This window comes from Bartonella sp. TS82HLJMH (assembly GCF_042193495.1).
GTDB lineage: Bacteria > Pseudomonadota > Alphaproteobacteria > Rhizobiales > Rhizobiaceae > Bartonella > Bartonella grahamii.
Genome location: NZ_JBHILU010000048.1, coordinates 1 through 2,792, shown reverse-complemented (window position 1 = coordinate 2,792; position 2,792 = coordinate 1). Strand labels below are relative to the sequence as shown.

At 33.4% G+C, this 2,792-nt stretch carries 2 protein-coding genes; one reads left to right on the top strand and one right to left on the bottom strand.

Annotated features, from left to right (window positions below; all coding sequences use genetic code 11):
* Nucleotides 1–423, top strand: a 423-nt coding sequence (locus ACFIKO_RS09005) for a tyrosine-type recombinase/integrase (RefSeq protein WP_375673841.1), incomplete at its 5' end; no start/stop codon positions are given.
* A gap of 107 nt (nucleotides 424–530) precedes the next feature.
* Here the strand turns inward: ACFIKO_RS09005 and ACFIKO_RS09000 are convergent.
* Complete coding sequence (locus ACFIKO_RS09000; protein WP_375673839.1) at nucleotides 531–2,555, bottom strand: hypothetical protein; 2,025 nt, start codon at nucleotides 2,553–2,555, stop codon at nucleotides 531–533.
* Between the last annotated feature and the right edge of the window lie 237 nt (nucleotides 2,556–2,792).

Below are 2,792 nucleotides of genomic sequence, written 5' to 3'. Positions count from 1 at the left end.
CGCCTTGAACAAATTGACAAAAATATATGGACGATACCAAAAGAAAACATGAAAGGTATTGTAGGGAAAGTTTCAGACTTTCGTGTGCCACTAAGTGATGAAACTTTGAGAGTTATTGAAAAAACTCTCCCCTTTGAAAAAAATGGTTTTCTCTTTTCTGGTCTTACCGGCAAGCCAATTTCTGATGCAAGCATGGCAAAATATATGACAGTTTGTGGTTTGACTTATCGTCCCCATGGTTTTCGTTCAAGCTTACGGGATTGGATAGCAGAGACAACGTCAACACCATTTGAGATTGCCGAAACTGTTCTTGCCCATTCAGTTGGGAGTTCAGTGACAAAGGCTTATATGCGAACAGACTTTTTAGAACAGCGACATGTTCTCTTGGAACAGTGGGCTGCATTTATATCAGGAGAGGCTTGATAATATGTCTATTGTCGAGTCAGGTATTTAAGAAACACTTAAACGATTAGCGGATAGATTACGATATAATCTCTTTTCCCCCGTTTCAAAAGCGGGGAGGGGATAGGTCATTTTATTGGCAAATTCATCTTATCGAAAAATAACCGATGTCTTTTCTTGGCATTATCTACAAGCTTATCAAATGAAATCACTTCTATATAAGCTTTATAATTCTCGTTATATCCAAAATACCCCATGTTATCACCTGTTATTCTTAAATTCGAGTGTTTGCAACACTCTCTTATACTATCAGTTAAATCACAGATAATATAACAATAACCAGGTATATTAAGAGAGTCTTTTATAGGACGACCATTGTATGTTTGTACATCACCTTCTCTAATTTTTTCTAGATAGTCCAACACTTGTTTAATAGGATCTTTTTCCGTTCCCGATTGTGCATCATCTCTCATTGGGCGTTTAATTTCTATTACAGAAAGAGACGCTAATTTCATGGGCTCTTCATTTGATATTAAAAGAGCTTTGTCGTATACATTTAAGGCACATATATCAGGTCTTTTATCTTCTATAGCACCTGTAATAGGCATTGCTTTCAATGAGATGTCAGAAGCTAAATAATCATGAAAAACTAACTTTTCATCTATCAACCATAAATTACAATTATCCATAGAAATGTCATTGGAATCACACTTCATTGGCATTATGAGTTTGTGAATAACATTTTCTTTAGCGTAACCTTTATCGCTTTTCTTTAAGGCGTTTTCTAAAAGATCTAAGATAACTTTTCTGTGGCATAAGTAACCTATCAGATCGGAGCGATTAAGATCATTTACAGTTTCTACATATGCGCTAACTTTATTTAGGTATTCTTCATAATTTTCGTTTTGTTCAGCTTGCAAAATATCATGACCTTCTTTTAAAGCCTTTTCTTCTAATTTAGTAAGATGTTTATGAAGGAAAAGCTCTAAGCTTTGGTCAGAACTTGAGGGAGAAGCTATGTAGTCATTTTCAGTTAAATGTTTTAGAATTGTACGGTAACGTGGTGATTTTTCAGCTACGAATTTTTCAATTATTTTCTTACTGTTTTGAATGTTTTGCTTTAATTCTTTATCTAAATGTTTTTGAATTTTAGGGAATATAGCTTTCTGTATCATATCAAATGATATCTCTACCTTCTCAAACAACTCTGTAGAATTTTCTTGAATATTAAAGCCTATTCTTTCAGAACGTACTCTTTCATCCAAAAAAGGAGAGCTTACGTAGCAAGAGTAGATAAATTCACCTATATCATCTCGCAGCTTTGCTTGCATACCAGGAATGTTCTGAGATAATACTTTTTCTGTGATAACTCTATTGCCTGCACAAAAAAATAAAATATGATTATCTAAAGGTAAGTTTCTAAATTTAATATGCATAATAGAAAAGTTATAATCTCCAATTTCTATTTCTTCATTAGAAACTGCTTCATGTATGCATTGTTTATATAGATCATTCAACAATATCTTTTCAGAGCCATCTTCAATGGTTATAGAGGGACAACTGCCGTTTCTTGCAAAAAACCAGAGACAATGTTCTAAGAGTGCATTTGCAATAGATTGTAGCTTTTTGGGAATGTTATTTTTATAATCTTTTTTCAGATCTTTTAATTCAACAACAGTTTCTCTTTTTGTACAATTATCTTGAAATTCGCGTAATGCTTTTATACCAAAGTCAGCGTCGAATGAGAATTCACGCCCTTTTAACCCTTCATCTGTTTTATAAATACTTCTGATTTTTATATTATTAAAAGCTTTAAGCCATAAAAGTCGTCCTATACCATGGCAACCTTTTTCTACCTTATAATCTGAGTCTAAAGTTTCAAATGATTGAAAATTATGCTCATTAAAGCCTGTACCATTATCGGTTATTTTAAAACCTACAATTTCTGTTTTGTTTAGTTTTTCAGTGCCTTTAAGTGGTAGTAAAGCTTGCTCTGATCTTATGATTGAGATTGTAATGTGACTTGAGGAAAAATCGTTTCCTGTTTCTTCAATAGAATGAATGGAGTTCACAACTGCTTCAAAAAGAGGTAGTAGAGCATGCGTTTTTGGTAAAGACGTATTTTTTACGCGACCACTTAAATTTGTTCTCATTATCCCCCCCCTGATCTATACAAGACAAGCAATCGTGTTGTTTAACAAAAATCTGACTTCTTTCCCGTCTTTAAAGGACGAAAATTCCGAAGTTTGTCGCATTAAGTATACGTCATTAGAATCGTAAAATCCATAAAACAAGCTAATTCAAGGGCTAATTTTTGAAATCCACTGTTTTAAATGGGCGAAGACATTCTCTATCGCCTCCATGAGACGAGAAAAATTAAGAATTCATTT